This is a genomic window from Stenotrophomonas sp. yr243 (assembly GCF_900184195.1).
In the GTDB taxonomy this organism is placed as follows: Bacteria; Pseudomonadota; Gammaproteobacteria; order Xanthomonadales; family Xanthomonadaceae; genus Stenotrophomonas; species Stenotrophomonas lactitubi.
Genome location: NZ_FXWT01000005.1, coordinates 321,911 through 338,115, shown reverse-complemented (window position 1 = coordinate 338,115; position 16,205 = coordinate 321,911). Strand labels below are relative to the sequence as shown.

The window sequence follows — 16,205 nt, the reverse complement described above, 5'->3', positions numbered from 1 at the left end:
GCCCTGTGCCCGCCCATGCTCTACCTGTCCCTGGCCGTGATCTGCAGTGTGCTGGTTTCGGTGTTGTTGAAGCTCGCTGGCCGTCGCCAGCTGGATGTTGCGCAGATGGTGACCTGGAACTATCTGGTCGCCGCGACGATGACGTCGGTGGTGCTGCAGCCGCCACTGGATGCCTTGCGCGCACCGCATGCGCCGTGGGTTTCGCTGCTGGCACTGGCGGTGGTGCTGCCCTCGATCTTCCTGGTACTCGGCCGCGCGGTGGCGGTGGCCGGCATCGTGCGCAGTGATGTGGCGCAGCGGTTGTCGCTGCTGCTGTCGCTGGCGGCGGCGTTCCTGTTCTTCGGGCAGACCGCCACGCCGTGGAAGCTGGTCGGGCTGGGCCTGGGTCTGCTGGCGATGGTGGCTATCAGCCTGCGTCCACGCGGCCCGGCAGTGGCCACTTCCGCCGGCGGCTGGGGCTGGTTGCTGGGCGTGTGGGCCGGCTTTGCAGTGGTGGATGTGCTGCTGAAGCAGGTGGCGCTGTCGGGCACGCCGTCGATGGCGGCGGTGCTGGCCAGTTTCAGCGTGGCCTTCGTACTGATGCTGGCGCTGCAGTTGTGGCGGCATTTCAGTGGGCGCAGCCGCCTGGCTTGGCGCAACCTCGGTGCCGGCGCGCTGCTGGGCCTGCTCAACGGCGGCAACATCCTGTTCTACGTGCATGCGCACCAGTCGATGCCGGACAGCCCGGCCACAGTGTTCGCCGGCATGAACATCGGCGTGGTGGTGCTGGGCGCGCTGGTTGGCGTATTCGCCTTCGGCGAGCCTATGAGCCGGTGGAACCGCCTCGGATTGGCGCTGGCGGTAGTCGCGATCACCCTGATCGCACTGGGGTGATGCGCACAGTTCGCGCCGTTGCCGATAGCCGGTGCAGAAGATTCCTATCCTGCTGCACATTTCGATTGATACGTTGACGCCGCTCACAGTGCAGTTCCGCCGTGATGGGCATCCCGCTGCCTAGACTCGAACGGACCTGCATCTGGAGAGAATGTGATGAAACACGTGTGCGCTCTCATGCTGCTGGCCGCAACCCTGACCGGTTGCAGCAGCATCGGAGGCTACCCCGATTTCAGCGGCGGACTCGGCTATCCATCACATGAACCGGCCTATCCGCGCTATCCCGCCTATCCGCCCCCCGTACAAACCCATCGCGGCGATTCAAGCTCGGAAGTGGTGAGCTGCAGCAGCCGCGACCAGCGTCGCGCGCATTGCCAGGTACAGGTCTCACAGAAGGACAGCGTGCACCTGATCAACCGCGAGTCACATGCCTCCTGCCTGCAGGGACGCGACTGGGGCGTGGACCGCGGCACGATCTGGGTCGACAACGGCTGCCGTGCAACCTTCCGCATCGAGCGCTATTACTGGCGATGAGCAGCCGGCAGCCCGGCCGGGGCCCACTGGGTCCGGCCGGACACCCTCTCAGCGATCGAAGCCGAGCAGCAGCGGGTCGTGGTCGGAGCTGCGCCATGGGCCCTGCACGTTGCGGCCCTGGTAGCCGCTGGCGTCCTGTTCGTCGGCGTTGCTGTGCCATTCGGCTGCACCTCGCAGGCGTTTGGCCATGCCCGGGCTGAGCAGCGCGTGATCGAGGCGGCCGGTATAGCCGTTGTAGACGTAGCTGTAGGGCTGTTCGACCTTCGCTACCTTGAAGGCATCCTGCCAGCCCAGGTCGTGCAGGGTGCGGATCGGATCTTCCATGGCGTAGGCGTTGAAGTCGCCCATCAGCACCACGTCCTTCACCTTCAGGCGCGCGGCTTCGGCCTGCACCCAGGTGTTGAGCTGCCTGGCCGATTCCACACGGGTCGCGTTCCAGCAGCCCTGCCCGTCATTGCGGTCGGCGTCGACGCCACTGGCATCACGGCAGCCCTTGGACTTGAAGTGGTTGGCGACCACCATGAATGGTGCGCCCTTGCCCTGGAACGCCTGTGCCAGCGGCGCACGGCTGTGTTCGACGAAGGGACCGTCGAGCTTGGTCAGCGGCGTGCCGAGCGGCTTGAATTCGCTCCTGCGGTAGATGATGCCGACGCGGATCGGATTGCTGCCGGGACCTTCACCGGCATCGACGAACGCCCACTGCTTGTCGGCCGCGAGACCGACATTGAGTGCGTCCACCAGTTCAGCGATGGCCGACTGCGGGCCGTAGCCGTCGTTCTCCAGTTCCATCAGCGCGGCGATATCGGCGCCCAGCGCGTTGACGGTGGCGACCAGCTTGCCGACCTGCGCCTTGTGCTCGTCCAGCGTGCGCGCGCCGCGCAGGGTCGGGAATCCGCCGCCCTGGCCGTCACCGTTGAAGAAGTTCTCCAGGTTGAAGGCGGCGATATGCAGGCTGCCGGGTACGCTCGGCACGGCCGGCCGCTGCAGTTCCGGCAGCTTCACTGTGCCGTCGACCTGCAGGCTCGGGCGACCCTGCGCATCCACGCGCACGGTGCCTTCCACGTTGCGCAGCTGCATGCCGGTACGCAGTACCGGATTGCCCGGCAGGTAGGCGACGCTGGCCGGGTCACGTGCATCGCTGCCGTCGTCCAGCAGCAGGCGGCGGCGCTGGTTGTCGGCCATCACCTGTTCGATACCGGCGCTGCCGGGCACGGCCACTTCGGTCGGCTGCCAGAGGCGGCCATCGAAGGCGACGGTGAGCTGGCCGAAGCGTTCCAGGCCATCGGTGCCGGCCAGGGTGAGCGGCGCGGCGATGCGCACGTGCTGGCCCTCCAGTGCACGCCAGTCGGCCGGCGCGGCGGCCAGGGTGACGGTGGCCGGGCTGCGCGGCGCGGGCGCCGGGGTCGGCGCAACCTGCGGCTGGGCCTGGGCGAAAGCGGATGCCGGCATCAACAGGGACAGGGCAAGGGCGAGGGAACGGCGACGCATCGACAGACGACTCCACGGAAGAGGCGCACAGACTAACCCTGAAATGCGAAACCCCGCCTGCGCAGCGGGGTTTCGGCCTTGGTGGGCAAAGCCGGGTATTTCCGTTGGACCGTGCCGGCCGCCGACCACCTGAGCGGGCACGCGTATCCGTAGTAGATCCACGCCATGCGTGGATGCGGCCGCCCGTTATTTCAGATTGCCCAGCATCCAGTCCACGGTGGCGTGGATCTGCTCCTCGGTGAGCGCCGGGTTGCCGCCCTTGGGCGGCATGATGCCGCCGTCGGGGCCGGTGTAGCCCTCGATGGCGTGCTTGTAGAGGGTGTCCTTGCCCTGCGCCAGGCGCTTGTCCCAGTGCGAGTGGTCCAGCGTCGGTGCCATGCCCACACCAGTGGTATGGCAGGCGGTGCACAGGTTGTCGAAGATCACCTTGCCGTCCTTGGTACCGCCGTAGGCCACCTGCGAGGCGGCCTTGGCCAGCGCGGCGGCATGCGCTGCAGCCTGTGCGGCCGCGCCGGTACTGCCTGCGTACACCGCGCCGGTGGGCGAAATGCGCTGTTCGGTGCGTTTGGCGGCGGTAGGCGACACCTCGGGCGGAATCCGGGTGTGGATGAACGCGGCCAGGAGGATCAGACCGAGGGTGATGGCCATCAACAGCGCGATCACCATGGAGAAGCGTTTCAGGAACTCCAGATCGTAATTCCGCACTCTTCGTTACCCCTGGCTGATAGTCGTTGGACCACGGCTGAGCGACTGCGTGATGGGCCGAGTATAGAACGCACGCCGCGCCCGACAACAGGCGTCAGGGCTGGTGCGGCGCAGCATGCGGCCGTGGCAGCATGCGGGTAGTGCCGGGCCGCGCCCGGCGAGCGCGAAGCGCGGCAGAAGCCGCCCGGCACCCGCAACAGCGGCATCACCCTGCGCCAACAGCCCGCAGGCAGAAACTGCAGATGGCCTCGACCAGCGCGTCCTCGTCGCGGTGCGCTTCGCGGCTGGGCGCGGTCGGCCCGACCATCGCTTCGGTGAAGGCACCCACCAGGCAGGCGGCGGCAGCGTGCGCGTCCTGCGCCGGCAGTTCACCGGCCGCCACACCCTCTTCCACCAGGCGCAGGAAGACGTCGCCGAAGGCACGGCGGCCGCGCATGCGCTCGGCTTCCACGTCCGGATCCACCGGCTCGACGATGAAGGCGTGGGCCAGGCCAGGGCCGGCAAGGGCACGGCGGACGAAGGCGGTGATGGCCTGGCGCAGGCGCACGCTGGCCGGCTCGGGCGCACTGGCGATGCGCTCCATGATCGCCACCTCATGGGCCACGGCGGCATTGAGCACTTCCACGAACAGCTCGGCCTTGGACGGGAAGTGGCGGTAGATCAAGCCGGTGGAGACCCCAGCCTGGGTTGCCACCGCCGTTACCGGCGCGTTGCGCCAGCCGCCGGTGGCGACCAGTTCGCGGGTGGCCAGCAGGATCCGTTCACGGGCCCCGGCCAGGCGTTCTTCCATCAATGCTGAGCGTTTATAGGCCATGTTCTGAGTCTAGTTTCAATTTTTGAATTTGTATTCACTTCTTACCCGAACCCCGCTACGCTGGGGTCCAATCGCCCGCGCGGGCTGCTGCTGTGAACAGCTCCCCGCTTCCCCTTCCGGGTGCGTCCATTCCCCACCTTCCCTCGTGGAGCCATCGCAATGCACGTGCCATCCCTGAACTTCGACCTCGGCGAAGATATCGACCTGCTGCGCCAGAGCGTGGCCCATTTTGCCGCTGCCGAGATCGCGCCGCTCGCGGCCGAGACCGATGCGACCAACCAGTTCCCGTTGGCACTATGGCCCAAGCTGGGCGAGCAGGGCCTGCTGGGCCTGACCGTGGAAGAAGAATACGGCGGCACCGGCATGGGCTACCTGGCCCACGTGGTGGCGATGGAAGAAGTGTCGCGTGCTTCCGGCGGCATCGGCCTGTCCTACGGTGCGCACTCGAACCTGTGCGTGAACCAGCTGCGCAAGAACGGCACCGAAGCGCAGAAGCAGCGCTTCCTGCCGGACCTGTGCAGCGGCGCCAAGATCGGTGCGCTGGCGATGAGCGAACCGGGCGCGGGTTCGGACGTGGTGTCGATGAAGCTGCGCGCGGACAAGCGCGGCGACCGCTACGTGCTCAACGGCAACAAGATGTGGATCACCAACGGCCCCGACGCCGACGTGCTGGTGGTCTACGCCAAGACCGACGTCGAGGCCGGTGCCAAGGGCATCACCGCCTTCCTGGTCGAGAAGGGCATGAAGGGCTTCTCCACCGCGCAGAAGCTGGACAAGCTGGGCATGCGCTCCTCGCCCACCTGCGAACTGGTGTTCCAGGACTGCGAGATTCCTGAAGAGAACGTGCTGGGCGCGGTCGGTGGCGGCGTGCGCGTGCTGATGTCCGGCCTGGACTACGAGCGCGTGGTGCTGTCCGGTGGCCCGCTGGGCCTGATGGCTGCAGCGATGGACGTGGTGATGCCGTACGTGCACGAACGCCACCAGTTCGGTGAGCCGATCGGCAGCTTCCAGCTGATCCAGGCCAAGATCGCCGACATGTACGTGGGCCTGGGCGCCTGCCGCGCCTATGTGTATGCCGTGGCGCGCGCCTGCGACCAGGGCCGCACCACCCGCCAGGATGCGGCTGGCGCGATCCTGTACGCCGCCGAGAAGGCGACCTGGCTGACCGGCCAGGCGATCCAGATCCTTGGCGGCAACGGCTACATCAACGAGTACCCGACCGGCCGTTTGTGGCGCGACGCCAAGCTGTACGAAATCGGCGCCGGCACTTCGGAGATCCGCCGCATGCTGATCGGCCGCGAACTGTTCCAGCGCACCCTGTAAGGCACCCCATGAGCATCCTAGGCAGCCAGCTGCAACCGGGCAGCGATACGTTTGAAAGCAACCGCACGGCGATGCAGGCCGTAGTCGACGACCTGCACGCCACCCTCGCCCGCACCGCACTTGGCGGCAGCGAAGCGGCGCGCGCCAAGCACACCGCACGCGGCAAGCTGCTGGTGCGCGACCGCATCGATGCCCTGCTCGACCCGGGCAGTGCGTTCCTGGAAATCGCGCCGCTGGCCGCGCACGGCATGTATGACGACGCGGTACCCGCCGCTGGCGTGGTCGCCGGCATTGGCCGCGTCAGCGGTGTGGAGTGCGTGATCGTGGCCAACGATGCCACGGTCAAGGGCGGCACCTATTACCCGGTGACGGTGAAGAAGCATCTGCGTGCGCAGGAGATCGCCGAGCAGAACCACCTGCCGTGCATCTACCTGGTCGATTCCGGTGGTGCCTTCCTGCCGCTGCAGGATGAGGTGTTCCCCGACCGCGACCATTTCGGCCGCATCTTCTACAACCAGGCCAACCTGTCGGCGCAGGGCATTCCGCAGATCGCCTGCGTGATGGGCAGCTGCACCGCCGGTGGCGCCTATGTGCCGGCGATGAGCGACGAGACGGTGATCGTGCGCGAGCAGGGCACCATCTTCCTCGGCGGCCCGCCGCTGGTGAAGGCGGCCACCGGTGAAGTGGTGACGGCCGAAGAGCTGGGCGGTGCCGACGTGCATACGCGTATTTCCGGCGTGGCCGACCACATGGCCGACAACGACCTGCAGGCACTGGCACGGGTACGCGCGATCATCGCCCAGCTCAACTGGCGCAAGCCCGAGGCAGCGATGGCGCTGCAGCCGGTGGAAGAACCGCTGCTGCCGGCGCACGAACTATACGGGGTGATCCCGGCCGATACGCGCAAGCCGTACGACGTGCGTGAGGTGATTGCGCGGCTGGTCGATGGTTCGCGTTTCGACGAGTTCAAGCCGCGCTATGGCGCCACGCTGGTGACCGGCTTCGCCCATCTGCATGGCTATCCGATCGGCATCATCGCCAACAACGGCATCCTGTTCTCCGAGTCCGCACTGAAGGGCGCGCACTTCATCGAGCTGTGCACCCAGCGCAACATCCCGCTGGTGTTCCTGCAGAACATCACCGGCTTCATGGTCGGCCGCAAGTACGAACAGGGCGGCATCGCCAAGGACGGCGCCAAGCTGGTGATGGCGGTGGCCTGCGCCAAGGTACCCAAGTTCACCGTGGTCATCGGCGGCTCGTTCGGTGCCGGCAACTACGGCATGTGCGGTCGCGCGTACTCGCCCAACTTCCTGTGGATGTGGCCGAACGCACGCATCGGCGTGATGGGCGGCGAACAGGCGGCCAGCGTGCTGGCCACGGTCAAGCGCGATGGCATCGAAGCCAAGGGCGGGCAGTGGCCGGGCGAGGAAGAGGACGCGTTCAAGGCACCGATCCGCGACCAGTTCGAACAGCAGGGCCACCCGTATTACGCCAGTGCGCGGCTGTGGGACGACGGTGTGATCGATCCGGTCGATACCCGCCGGGTACTGGCCCTGGCCCTGTCGGCCAGTCTCAACGCTCCCCCGCAGCAGACGCGCTTCGGCGTGTTCCGCATGTGACCTGTGCCATGACCGAGTCTGTTGCCATGTTCAGCAAAGTCCTGATCGCCAACCGCGGCGAGATCGCCTGCCGCGTCATCGCCACCTGCCGTCGCCTCGGCATCGCCACCGTGGCGGTGTATTCCGATGCGGACCGCAATGCACGCCATGTGCGCCTAGCCGACGAGGCCATCCACATCGGCCCCGCCGCCGCGCGCGAGAGCTACCTGCGCAGCGATGCCATCCTCGATGCCGCACGCCGCACCGGCGCGCAGGCCATCCATCCCGGTTACGGCTTCCTGTCCGAGAACGCCGACTTCGCCGACGCCTGCGACGCGGCGGGAATCACCTTCATCGGTCCGCCCGCCAGTGCGATCCGCGCGATGGGCGACAAGAGCGCGGCCAAGGCCTTGATGGCCAAGGCCGGCGTGCCGCTGACGCCGGGCTACCACGGCGACCAGCAGGCGCCTGAGTTCCTGCGCACCCAGGCCGATGGCATCGGCTACCCGGTGCTGATCAAGGCCAGCGCCGGCGGCGGCGGCAAGGGCATGCGCAAGGTCGAGCGCAGCGAGGACTTCGTCGATGCGCTGGCCAGCTGCCAGCGCGAGGCCGCCTCGGCGTTCGGCAACGACCATGTGCTGGTCGAAAAGTATGTCGAGCGACCGCGCCATATCGAGATCCAGGTGTTCGGCGGTGGCCATGGCGAGGCGGTGTATCTGTTCGAGCGCGACTGCTCGGTGCAGCGCCGCCACCAGAAGGTGCTGGAAGAGGCGCCGGCCCCGGGCATGAGCGCCGACCGCCGCGCCGCGATGGGCAAGGCCGCCGTCGATGCCGCGCGCGCGGTGGGCTACGTCGGTGCGGGCACGGTGGAGTTCATCGCCGGCCCGGACGGCGATTTCTACTTCATGGAAATGAACACCCGCCTGCAGGTCGAACACCCGGTCACCGAGTTCATCACCGGTACCGACCTGGTGGAATGGCAGCTGCGCGTGGCCGCCGGCCAGCCGCTGCCCAAGCGCCAGGACGAACTGGCCATCCACGGCCATGCCCTCGAAGCGCGCTTGTACGCCGAAGATGCCGACCGTGGCTTCCTGCCGTCCACCGGCACCCTGCGCCGCCTGCGCCTGCCGACCCCGTCGGCGAACGTACGGGTGGACACCGGTGTGGAGGAAGGCGACAGCATCACCCCGTACTACGACCCGATGATCGCCAAGCTGATCGTCTGGGACGTGGACCGCGACGCCGCGCTGCGGCGCATGAGCCAGGCCCTGGCCGACTGCCAGGTGGTGGGCGTGACCACCAATGCCGGCTTCCTGCGCCGCCTGCTGCACACCGATTCGTTCGCCAACGCAAAGCTGGATACCGCGCTGATCGAGCGTGAGCAGGCAGCACTGGCGGTGACCGGCGACGGCGAGCAGGCGCTGTGGGAACTGGCAGCGATTGCCGCCGTAGCCAGCACACCGGCCGCTGCCGCCGATGTGCGCGACCCGCATTCGCCGTGGCAGGCACAGGACGGCTGGCGGCTGGGCGTGCCTGCCGCGCGCGTGGTGCCGCTGCAGCAGGGAGAGCGGGCGCACACGCTGAAGGTGTGGGCCACGGCCGATGGCTGGCGTGTGCAGTGCGATGACGCCGCACCGAAGCAGGTCGTCGGCCATGCCGATGGCCACACCTTGTCGGTGCAGCTGGACGAGCGTCGCTGGCGGTTGCAGCTGCAGCGCGACGGCGACCAGCTGTACCTGTTCGGCGATGATGGCCAGCACCGCTTCACCCTGCACGACCCGGTGGGCGAATCGGAACAGGCCAGCGCCGACGCCGGCAGCCTGCTGGCACCGATGCCCGGCAGGATCGTGGCGACACTGGTGGCGGCAGGCAGCCAGGTGAAGCGCGGCACGCCGCTGGTGGTGCTGGAGGCGATGAAGATGGAACACACCCTGCAGGCACCGGCCGATGGCACGGTGAAGGGTTATCGCGCCAAGGCCGGTGACCAGGTGGGTGATGGTGCGGTGCTGGTGGATTTCGAAGCGGCGTGATGCCGTCCGGTCACGCGTTGTCGTTCAACGCGTGACCGGCCACACCTGGCCAAGCGGGTCCAGTTCGGCCGTCACCCGCTCCGCTGCACGCCAGCCAACGCCACAGACCGCCAATACGCCCTCGGCCATCGGCTGCAGGCCCAGCGCCGTCTCGGCCTCGGCCTCGTTGATCGCTGCGGTGACGAATGCGCCCAGCCCCTGCGCGGTTGCCGCGCTGTAGAGCGCCTGGGAGACGTGCCCAGCATCGAGGGTGATAGCGCGATAGGCCTTGGCGTGGTTGCGGTACTTCCAGAAACTGCGTTCGAAGCGGCACACCAGGATCAGCAGCGCGTGGGCATCAGCGAACCAGTGCTGCCCGGCCAGCAGGCGGTGGCAGAAGCCATCCAGGCAGCCGGGCTGCACCGGCATCGGTCCCAGTTCGTGTGCGACGGCATGATAGTGGTACAGCCCCGGCACAAGATCTTCCACCCTACGCGCGACCACATAGGCCTCCAGCGGATGCAGGCCGCCCGCCGAGGGCACGTTCTTCTTCAGGAAGCGCACGCCGGGATCAGTCTCCACCTGTGCCTGGGCCATCAGCACCTGTTGCAGCAGACGGGCCAGCAGCGGCAGTGGCAAGGGCCGTGTGCGATCAAAATTTCGGCAGGTGGCGCGCGCCTGCAGCCGCGCCTGCATCGGATCATCATCGCAGCGCGGCAGGGCCCGCGCACCCACCAGACGTGGCGGCGCTTCCGGCGGGGGATCGCCGAAGCTGCGCACCAGATCCTGTGCCGTCACCAGCTGGTTGCGTTCCATGTCACCCAGGCTGTCCACACCATCCCACCGCGAGTGCTGATAGTGCAGCGCCGACAGAGGCCACCAGTGGCTGTCGCGTACCAGCTGCTCGGCAGCGCGCGCCTGCGCATGGGCGGGATCATCGCTGACCAGCAGACCCTGTTCCAGCAGCGACAGCACCCGGGCGCGTGCCTCCGGCTCGGACGGCAGCGGCTGCCATTGCTCGGCGCTGCACTGGAGCAGCCACATGCAATTGGCCGCTTCGAGCACGCGTGGACTGGGCAGGTGTGCCGCCCTTACCTGCAATGAACGCTCAAAATCAACACCCGTGCCGCCAGCGAAGATTCCCGCCAGATCGAAACTGGGGTGCTCGATCGGCTCGACGATCATCATCCGGCAGCGGCGGAAGTTCATGCGTGGCGGATCCCGTTGCGTGGCCGACGATCATAGCGTGCCCCCCACATCGAGCCATCAACTCCAACCCGCCGCAGCCGATACTTCTTCTTTCCCATCCCTCTGGTAGTGATTCATGTCCACATCCCCCCTTCCCGCCCAGGTCGCCCAGCAGCTGCTGGAGCGCTTGTCCAGCGATGACGCCTTCCGTGCGGCCTTCGCCGTCGATCCGGGCAAGGCGCTGCTGGCGCTGGGCGCCGACGAAGAAACCGTGCGTGCGTGCCGCATGCCACTTGCCACGCTGGGTGGCAAAGAAGAGTTCGCCAAGGCCGCCTCGCGCATGCGCGATCTGCTCGGTGCGCGGGCTGCCTTCACCGTGCCTTTTCTGTTCGAGGACGGTCTGCCGGGTCTGGAGTCGAAGTAATCCGTCAGGGGACTGCAGGCACGCCCTTTTCTGTGGCGGTAGCCCGGGGTCGGGCCAGCCGCTGCGCATCCAGCACGTTCAGCGGCATCAGCGCGTAGTCGCCGATGTCTTCGGCGAACGCCAGGCCCGTGTGCCGCTGCAGCCACTGGACTTGGCGCTGGGCCGCAGCCTGGTCGCCAAGGGCGCGTAGTAGATCCAACTGCATCACACGCCATTGGTAAAGGCTCGCCGCAGGATGCTGGGACAGCAGCATCTGTGCCTGCTTCAGCTCACCCTGGTCCAGCGCAATGCGCGCCTGCAGCAGGACCCACAGCTCGCGCAGGCGTGGGTCGGCGTCCCGCTCGGGAAGCACCTGCAACGCGTCGTGATACTGCTGCGCCACCGCTGCGTGCCCACCACGCACCGCATGGTATGCGGTAGCCAGAGCGATGAAGGCATTGCGGCGGGCCGGTGCAGGCTGGCTGCGATCCACGGCAGCCAGGGTCCGCTCGAGCAGGCGCTGGTAGTCCTGTGCCGGGGTAGATGCACCTCGCCCCGTCTGCCAGGCGAGCGCCTGCAGGGCAAGGATGTCGCACAAACCTCCTCGGGGCGTGCATTGCAAGGCAGCCTTCTGCATGTCGGCTGCAGCTTCTCCGCTGCGGCCCTGCATGGCCAGCACCGCAGCCCGTTCCATGCGTGCGCCGATTCCGGGCGATGCCAGCGCTGCATAGCCTGCGTTGGCCGTCTCGAAATCGCCTTCCAATGCGGCCAGAACCGAGTCCATGCCATCGCCATTCCAACCAGGGTGCGAGCGCGCATCGCGCAGTGCCGCTTCAGCAGCGGCCAATTCGCCACGCGCCATCTGAACCCGGGCGACAAACACCAGTACCAACGAACGCCGGGCATGGTGGCGACCCAGCAGCGGTTGCGCTGCCGCCAGCGCTCCGTCGTAGTCGCCCTGGGTGTACAGGACCTTGGCGTAGTTCATCCATCCCGCGGGATCGTCCGGATAAAGCTCGGTCAGCATCCGCCATTTATCAGCGGTCCGCGCAGGCAAAGCCCCTCCGAAGTCCGAGGCCCATGCGTCCAGATAGAGCTGGTCGCGTGCGGTCAGGTGCGCGCGCAGGCTGACTGCCTTGCCGTACAGCGCGGCCGCCTGCTCCAGATTACCCAACGCGTAGTGGATGTTCATCTGCCCGACATAGGCGAAGGCGAAGTTCGGATCCAGATGGGTTGCCTGCTCGAAGAACATCAACGCATCGTTGAAGCGCGCCGCTGCGGTGGCATCGATTCCCTTGGCGTAGGCGTGCAAGGCATCGAGATTTGCTGTCGCCACGGTCGGCAGCGGCCGCTGGTCTCGACCCACGTCACGCAGCGCCTCGCCCAGGTCGGTGCGCAACGCGGCAACCACGAGATCGGTGGAGGCAAGGATGGAGTCAAGGCCGCGACCGTCGGCGTAACGCGTATACACCGTCTGGCCGCTACGCGGATCAACCACCTCCACGCTTACCCGCACCTTGCCGTTGAATTCGAGCACGCTCGGTACCAGCACCGCACGTACGCCGTCGCGCAGTGCGACCTCGATGGCCAAAGCGCGATCCAGTCGCACCTGTGATGGCCGCTGCATCAGCTGCAAGGTATCGCGCACCTTCAATTCGCTGAGGATATTGACGAAGCGCGATTGCCCCAGGCTGATGTACAGCGCCTGTTCCAGGCTGGAATCGAGCTGAGGGTACCCAGTACTGTTGCTCACGGCAGCCAGGATCACCCAGTCGCGCTCGGCGAAGGCAATAGCCGGGGCCGGCCGCAGCAGCGTCCACAACACCACGCCCAGCACCACCGCCAGCATCGCTTCGGTGAACAGCGCGGCGGGCCGCCGCCACAGAGGCAGATCACGCCACGCCTTGTCGCCCGAACGCGGCCTGCGCAAAGGTGCAGTGCCGCCGATGCCGACTTCAAAGACCTCCTGGCGTTCACTGATGCCCTTGAAGCGCCAAAGCCCGTGTTCCTTCCAGCGCAGTTCGTCGGCTGTCCAGGGGAGTTCGCTGCCAGCCCGCCGCGCCATCTGCTCGGCAGCGGCAGACAGCAGCACCTGCCCAGGCCAGGCCAGCTGCATCAATCGCGCGGCCATCGGCTTGGCCAGGCCCTCGACCTCGACCGGCTTTGCTCCATGGGCAACCGCCTCTGCGCTGTTGTTCCACAGCAGCACATCACCGACGTGCAGGCCGGCGCGCGCGCGCAATACGATGCCGCGTTCACGGCCCATCGCATCTACGGCGCTCTGGTAGGCAAGGGCGAAGCCGACGCCATCGATGGGACGTTCAAACAACACGAACAGACCATCGGAGCGATCGATCAGCTGCCCGTTCCAGTGTTGCTGCAGTCCCAGAACCAGGCGGTCATGCTGTTGGAAGAACTCAGCCGCAGCAATGTCACCAATGCGTTCAACCAGCTGCAGTGAATCGCACAGGTCGGTGAACAGCAGGGCCCGCAGTTGCGGGCTCTGTAGTGGGAAAGGTGTCTGTGCAGTATCCATTGCCACCTCCGTTGCTCATCGATCGCCGTCGGAATCCAACGTCCAGCGCAGGCAGTTGCCGCCTGCGCGCTTGGCTTGGTACAGCGCACGATCGGCGCGAGCGTACCACTCGCTCCAGTCCGCGTCAGGGGCCAGCAGGCTGGCCCCGATGCTGGCCAGGCTTACGTGCGGGGTGCCATGGCTGCGCTCGAGCAGGCCGTGCACCGCGCTGAGGATGAACTCGGCGGCGTGCTGCACGATCTCGGTGTTGCCCCGGCGCAGGATCAGGCAGAACTCGTCGCCGCCCAGGCGGCAGGCCAGGTCATGTTCACCGGCCATCGAGCGCAGGATGTTGCCCATGCTCTGCAGCACCCGGTCACCGGCCTGGTGGCCGTGGCGGTCGTTGATCTGCTTGAACCGGTCGCAGTCGATCAGCAGCAATGCCTGCGGTGGCCCTTCTTCCTGCGTGTGGCATTCCTGCAGGTACAGGGCCAGGCCGCGGCGGTTGTGCAGGCCGGTCAGTTCGTCGGTGCGCACCAGCTCACGTGTGTGGGTCAGCTGGTGGGTGGTGATGTACAGGTTGTCCAGTGCAGCTTCCAGGTCATGGTTGCGCCGCCGCAGCTGGCTGATCAGGGCCTGCTCGTTGGTCAGCACGCGCAGGATCGTGCGCCGCAGGAAGTAGGCCACCAGGCCAGGGTCGGACTCGACCAGGCGATGGAAATCAGCCGGCCCCAGTTCCAGCACATGGCAGTCGGCCATCACCCGCGCGCTGGCGCTGCGGAGATGGTCGCCCATCAACAGGCCGAGCTCACCGAAGAATTCATGCCGGCCGAGCGTCTTGAGCACCAGGTCCTCGCCGAAATCCAGCTCGATCAGGCCTTCGAGGATGATATACATGCACTCGCCGCGATGACCGCGCTGGAACAGCCACTGGCCCGCTTCCAGCCTGCAGGGCTGGGCGAACCGGGCGAACAGGGCGACCTCTTCTTCAGAAAGCAGCGCGTGCACGATCTCGGCCATCGCCACCTTGGCGATACCGGTTGTCGTGTCGATGTTCTCGGCCGCACCCCTGCCGGTCATTCCCTGCACCCGCCGCCAGCGTCCCCTGGTGAGCCGCGGAGCATATCAGTGAATCAAACTGTGCGCCGCTTCTCATTTTTGTGAAGACGTAGCGCTGAGCCTCATATGCAGGGAAATGCCCCATTCACCCGTATTGGCGGCAGAAGGAAAGCAAGCCATATCAATATCTTGGCGACGCCGCGACGCCAATTGTCGCAGCGGCCACAGATACAACGACGCCGGCAGATCCCCCGATCTGCCGGCGTCGTCTGGCCCTTCCCTGGCCACCCTGATCGGATCCGCGGCCCTGGTAGAGCCGGCCGCTGGCCGGCTGCCACGCAGCGCCCGGAGCATCGTGTGGTTGCCGGCCAGCGGCCGGCACTACCGGATCACGCGGCGCGTTCGCTGCGCCCGCCGTGGAACTGCTCTTCTTCGGTCGAGCCGGTCAGCGCGGTGGTCGAGGACTGCCCCTGCTGGATCGCCTGGGTCACCGCATCGAAGTAGCCGGTGCCGACCTCGCGCTGGTGCTTGACCGCGGTGAAGCCGCGCTCGGCCGCTTCGAACTCGGCCTCCTGCAACTCCACGAAGGCGCTCATCTGCCGACGCGCATAGCCGTGGGCCAGGTTGAACATGCCGTAGTTCAGTGCATGGAAGCCGGCCAGGGTGATGAACTGGAACTTGTAGCCATAGCTGCCCAGCTCCTTCTGGAACCTGGCGATGGTGGCGTCGTCCAGATTCTTCTTCCAGTTGAAGCTGGGCGAGCAGTTGTAGGCCAGCAGCTTGCCCGGGAACTTCGCGTGGATCGCCTCGGCGAATTTCCGTGCGAATTCCAGATCCGGCTTGCCGGTCTCGCACCACACCAGGTCGGCATAGGGCGCGTATGCCAAGCCACGGCTGATGGCCTGGTCCAGGCCGTTGCGGGTCTTGTAGAAGCCTTCCACGGTGCGCTCACCGGTGGCGAACGGCGTGTCGTTCGCATCGATGTCGCTGGTCAGCAGATCGGCGGCTTCGGCATCGGTACGCGCCACCAGCAGGGTCGGCACACCCAGCACGTCGGCGGCCAGGCGCGCAGCGTTGAGCTTCTCGATCGCCTCGCGGGTCGGCACCAGCACCTTGCCACCCATGTGGCCGCACTTCTTCACCGAAGCCAGCTGGTCTTCGAAGTGCACGCCGGCCGCACCGGCTTCGATCATCGCCTTCATCAGTTCGAAGGCGTTGAGCACGCCGCCGAAACCGGCTTCGGCATCGGCCACGATCGGCTGCAGGAAGTCGATGTCATCCTTGCCTTCCGCGTGGTGCAGCTGGTCAGCACGCAGCAGCGTGTTGTTGATGCGCTTGACCACTGCCGGCACCGAATCGGCCGGATACAGCGACTGGTCCGGGTACATCTGCCCGGCCAGGTTGGCATCGGCCGCCACCTGCCAGCCGGACAGGTAGATCGCCTTCAGCCCGGCCTTCACCTGCTGCATGGCCTGGTTGCCGGTCAGCGCGCCGAGCGCGTTGACGAAGTCGCGCTCATGCAGCGATTTCCACAGCTTTTCCGCACCCAGCCGGGCCAGCGAATGCTCGACATGGACGGTGCCACGCAGGCGCACCACGTCGGCGGCGCTGTAGTTGCGCTGGATGCCTTCCCAGCGCGGATTGGTGTCCCAGTCGTGCTGGATCTGTTCGGCAGTGGGCAGCGTGCTCATGTCTA

General features: G+C 66.8%; 13 protein-coding genes. 6 read left to right on the top strand and 7 right to left on the bottom strand.

The window, feature by feature from the left end:
• Positions 1 to 15: 15 nt before the first annotated feature.
• Complete coding sequence (locus QOL57_RS20750; RefSeq protein ID WP_089241519.1) at positions 16 to 873, top strand: EamA family transporter; 858 nt, start codon at positions 16 to 18, stop codon at positions 871 to 873.
• Between the two features lie 156 nt (positions 874 to 1,029).
• Positions 1,030 to 1,407, top strand: a complete 378-nt coding sequence (locus QOL57_RS20745) for a DUF3011 domain-containing protein (RefSeq protein WP_089241521.1) — start codon at positions 1,030 to 1,032, stop codon at positions 1,405 to 1,407.
• Between the two features lie 48 nt (positions 1,408 to 1,455).
• Here the strand turns inward: QOL57_RS20745 and QOL57_RS20740 are convergent, their stop codons facing one another.
• The 3 genes from QOL57_RS20740 to QOL57_RS20730 form a co-directional block, all read right to left on the bottom strand.
• Positions 1,456 to 2,895: an ExeM/NucH family extracellular endonuclease gene (locus QOL57_RS20740; protein WP_089241523.1), complete on the bottom strand. Its 1,440-nt coding sequence runs from the start codon at positions 2,893 to 2,895 to the stop codon at positions 1,456 to 1,458.
• A 186-nt stretch (positions 2,896 to 3,081) separates the two neighbouring features.
• The gene (locus tag QOL57_RS20735) at positions 3,082 to 3,600 is read right to left on the bottom strand and encodes a c-type cytochrome (RefSeq protein ID WP_088100772.1); all 519 of its coding nucleotides are present in this window, start codon (positions 3,598 to 3,600) and stop codon (positions 3,082 to 3,084) included.
• 205 nt (positions 3,601 to 3,805) lie between these two features.
• On the bottom strand, positions 3,806 to 4,414 hold the full coding sequence (locus tag QOL57_RS20730; protein WP_089241525.1) for a TetR/AcrR family transcriptional regulator: 609 nt from the start codon (positions 4,412 to 4,414) through the stop codon (positions 3,806 to 3,808).
• Between the two features lie 159 nt (positions 4,415 to 4,573).
• Between QOL57_RS20730 and QOL57_RS20725 the strand changes: the two genes are divergently transcribed.
• From QOL57_RS20725 to QOL57_RS20715, 3 genes are read left to right on the top strand one after another with little or no spacing between them, the layout of a single operon-like run.
• Positions 4,574 to 5,737, top strand: a complete 1,164-nt coding sequence (locus QOL57_RS20725) for an isovaleryl-CoA dehydrogenase (protein WP_089241527.1) — start codon at positions 4,574 to 4,576, stop codon at positions 5,735 to 5,737.
• An 8-nt stretch (positions 5,738 to 5,745) separates the two neighbouring features.
• A complete protein-coding gene (locus QOL57_RS20720) occupies positions 5,746 to 7,356 on the top strand; it encodes a carboxyl transferase domain-containing protein (RefSeq protein ID WP_089241529.1) in 1,611 nt (536 codons plus the stop codon).
• 26 nt (positions 7,357 to 7,382) lie between these two features.
• On the top strand, positions 7,383 to 9,365 hold the full coding sequence (locus QOL57_RS20715; RefSeq protein WP_089241531.1) for an acetyl/propionyl/methylcrotonyl-CoA carboxylase subunit alpha: 1,983 nt from the start codon (positions 7,383 to 7,385) through the stop codon (positions 9,363 to 9,365).
• Between the two features lie 24 nt (positions 9,366 to 9,389).
• Here QOL57_RS20715 and QOL57_RS20710 read toward each other — a convergent pair whose 3' ends face one another.
• Positions 9,390 to 10,553, bottom strand: a complete 1,164-nt coding sequence (locus QOL57_RS20710) for a putative peptide maturation dehydrogenase (RefSeq protein WP_089241534.1) — start codon at positions 10,551 to 10,553, stop codon at positions 9,390 to 9,392.
• Between the two features lie 115 nt (positions 10,554 to 10,668).
• On the opposite strand from QOL57_RS20710, the gene QOL57_RS20705 reads away from it, so the two are divergent.
• A complete protein-coding gene (locus tag QOL57_RS20705) occupies positions 10,669 to 10,956 on the top strand; it encodes an NHLP-related RiPP peptide (RefSeq protein ID WP_089241536.1) in 288 nt (95 codons plus the stop codon).
• 4 nt (positions 10,957 to 10,960) lie between these two features.
• Here the strand turns inward: QOL57_RS20705 and QOL57_RS20700 are convergent, their stop codons facing one another.
• From QOL57_RS20700 to aceA, 3 genes are all read right to left on the bottom strand, one after another.
• The gene (locus QOL57_RS20700) at positions 10,961 to 13,471 is read right to left on the bottom strand and encodes a putative peptide modification system cyclase (protein ID WP_089241538.1); all 2,511 of its coding nucleotides are present in this window, start codon (positions 13,469 to 13,471) and stop codon (positions 10,961 to 10,963) included.
• Between the two features lie 15 nt (positions 13,472 to 13,486).
• The gene (locus QOL57_RS20695) at positions 13,487 to 14,530 is read right to left on the bottom strand and encodes a GGDEF domain-containing protein (RefSeq protein WP_089241540.1); all 1,044 of its coding nucleotides are present in this window, start codon (positions 14,528 to 14,530) and stop codon (positions 13,487 to 13,489) included.
• Positions 14,531 to 14,898: 368 nt separating this feature from the next.
• Positions 14,899 to 16,200 (bottom strand): isocitrate lyase, encoded by a 1,302-nt coding sequence (gene aceA, locus QOL57_RS20690; RefSeq protein WP_089241542.1) that lies wholly within the window; start codon positions 16,198 to 16,200, stop codon positions 14,899 to 14,901.
• Between the last annotated feature and the right edge of the window lie 5 nt (positions 16,201 to 16,205).

Excerpts from the sequence above, each read along its gene's own strand:
- QOL57_RS20745 (WP_089241521.1), top strand. The coding sequence starts at position 1,030 with ATGAAACACGTGTGCGCTCTCATGCTGCTGGCCGCAACCCTGACCGGT.
- QOL57_RS20715 (WP_089241531.1), top strand. The coding sequence starts at position 7,383 with ATGTTCAGCAAAGTCCTGATCGCCAACCGCGGCGAGATCGCCTGCCGC.
- QOL57_RS20730 (WP_089241525.1), bottom strand. The coding sequence starts at position 4,414 with ATGGCCTATAAACGCTCAGCATTGATGGAAGAACGCCTGGCCGGGGCC.
- QOL57_RS20705 (WP_089241536.1), top strand. The coding sequence starts at position 10,669 with ATGTCCACATCCCCCCTTCCCGCCCAGGTCGCCCAGCAGCTGCTGGAG.
- QOL57_RS20750 (WP_089241519.1), top strand. The coding sequence starts at position 16 with ATGCTCTACCTGTCCCTGGCCGTGATCTGCAGTGTGCTGGTTTCGGTG.
- QOL57_RS20740 (WP_089241523.1), bottom strand. The coding sequence starts at position 2,895 with ATGCGTCGCCGTTCCCTCGCCCTTGCCCTGTCCCTGTTGATGCCGGCA.
- QOL57_RS20725 (WP_089241527.1), top strand. The coding sequence starts at position 4,574 with ATGCACGTGCCATCCCTGAACTTCGACCTCGGCGAAGATATCGACCTG.
- QOL57_RS20700 (WP_089241538.1), bottom strand. The coding sequence starts at position 13,471 with ATGGATACTGCACAGACACCTTTCCCACTACAGAGCCCGCAACTGCGG.
- QOL57_RS20720 (WP_089241529.1), top strand. The coding sequence starts at position 5,746 with ATGAGCATCCTAGGCAGCCAGCTGCAACCGGGCAGCGATACGTTTGAA.
- QOL57_RS20695 (WP_089241540.1), bottom strand. The coding sequence starts at position 14,530 with ATGACCGGCAGGGGTGCGGCCGAGAACATCGACACGACAACCGGTATC.
- aceA (WP_089241542.1), bottom strand. The coding sequence starts at position 16,200 with ATGAGCACGCTGCCCACTGCCGAACAGATCCAGCACGACTGGGACACC.
- QOL57_RS20710 (WP_089241534.1), bottom strand. The coding sequence starts at position 10,553 with ATGAACTTCCGCCGCTGCCGGATGATGATCGTCGAGCCGATCGAGCAC.